We start from the raw sequence: 1,600 nt of genomic DNA, 5'->3' as shown, positions 1-1,600 counted from the left end.
TGCTTCACGTTGGCGGCCATCTCCTCCATGGAGGCCGAGGCTTCCTCCGTGGACGACGCCTGTTCCGTCGAGCCCTGCGACAGCTGCTCGGCCGAACTCGACAATTCCTGCGCGCCCGACGACACGTTGCTCGCCGCCACGGTCGCTTCCGTGACCACGGCGCGGAGCCGATCCAGCATCCCTTCGAGGGCGAGGCCGAGCATGTCCTTGTCGGAGAGGGGCTTCGCTTGGACGGTCAGGTCACCCGAGGCGATCGCCTTGGCGACTTCGGCCACCGCCCGGAGGTTGACGGTCATGGTCTGGAGATTGGCCTGGACCTCGCTGCTGAGACCGCCGAAATCCCGCGACAGGGATTTCGAGAAGTCGCCGACGGATGCGGCGGAGAGAACACCGGAAATCTCGCGAAATGCTTGTTCGACGGCCTGGGCCGTGCCCTGGATCTGGCCGACTTCGTCCTTCCGATCCGTCTCGAAGGGCGTCGCCAGACCGGCGAGGTCGGCGCTGACCCGGTTCACGGGCTTGGCCACGGTGCGGATCAGGAGGAGACCGATCCCGCAGGCAATCAGCACGTTCGCGACGATGCCGACGACGATCATCTGAGTCGTCGTGTCGAAGGCAGCGCTCTGGGCCTCCCGCCGGGTCTGCATCAGGGCGCTCTCGGCGTTGACGATATCGGCGATCCGGCTGCGGACGCCGTCCATGGCTTCCTTGCCGGCGCCGTCGATCTCGGTCTGGCGCGCCGCGTCGCGGGTCTGGGGATCGGCCATCAGCGCGATGCCCTTCTCGGCGACGCCGGTGTGCCATGCCTCCGCCATGCGGTGGATGGCTTCGAGCCTCTCCTGTTGCGCAGGATTGTCCTGCGTCAGAGCCTTGGCCTCGCGCCAGGCGGCGCTGAAGGTTTCCGCCCCCTTCTGATAGGGTGCCAGGAACTTCGCGTCGCCGGAGAGCAAATAGCCGCGATAACCCGTTTCCTGATCGACCATGCCGCCGAGGGCGTGATTGGCCGCGTCGATGACCTTGATGGTGTGATCCGTCCAGCCCACCGTCTGACGGATCTCACCCGACTTCCAATACAAAATTCCGTCGATGCCAAGACCGACCGCCAACATCAATGAGAATGTCAGGATGAGTTTCTTTGGTATTGAGATATTGTCCAGCATGCTCATGACCGATTCCCTTCGTCAGATTTCCTGCACTTGGCGGCTGTGTTGTTGTCGTGAGAGTCTTGTTTTTGGAATACCGCTCCACACGCGGCTCGACGTGAGGAATTCCCCGCCCCTGCGAGCCGCACGACCATGCGTTTGGAGGGGCAAACGAGGATCGTTCGAGGGGATCGCGGGCCCAGATCGGTGCCCCGCGATCCCCAGGCGAATCAGGCACTGCGCTTGAAGTCGGCGTCCTGGTCGTCCTGGCCGCCCATGTCGAAGGCGAACCCGCCCGACTTGGACCCTGCCGTCCGGCGCGAAGTGGCCGCCACCTTGGGCGAACGCACCACCGCCGAGGGGGCCCGCATCCGGCTCGCCGTCTCGCGCAGCTGCGTCACCGCCACGTCGACGTTGCCATGGCTCGAACCGGCCTCGTCGATGCGGAAGTACGAGAT

At 64.9% G+C, this 1,600-nt stretch carries 1 protein-coding gene and 1 pseudogene; both read right to left on the bottom strand.

Annotated elements, in window-relative coordinates; translation table 11 throughout:
* The coding region (locus BM249_RS21030; RefSeq protein ID WP_143103842.1) for a CHASE3 domain-containing protein at nucleotides 1–1,166 on the bottom strand (1,166 nt) is incomplete at its 3' end.
* 206 nt (nucleotides 1,167–1,372) lie between these two features.
* Nucleotides 1,373–1,600, bottom strand: a pseudogene (locus BM249_RS21830) (methyl-accepting chemotaxis protein); the annotation flags it as partial.

This window comes from Methylobacterium gossipiicola (genome assembly GCF_900113485.1).
In the GTDB taxonomy this organism is placed as follows: Bacteria; Pseudomonadota; Alphaproteobacteria; order Rhizobiales; family Beijerinckiaceae; genus Methylobacterium; species Methylobacterium gossipiicola.
Note: the sequence above shows the minus strand (reverse complement) of the source record. Positions and strands in the feature narration are given on the sequence as shown.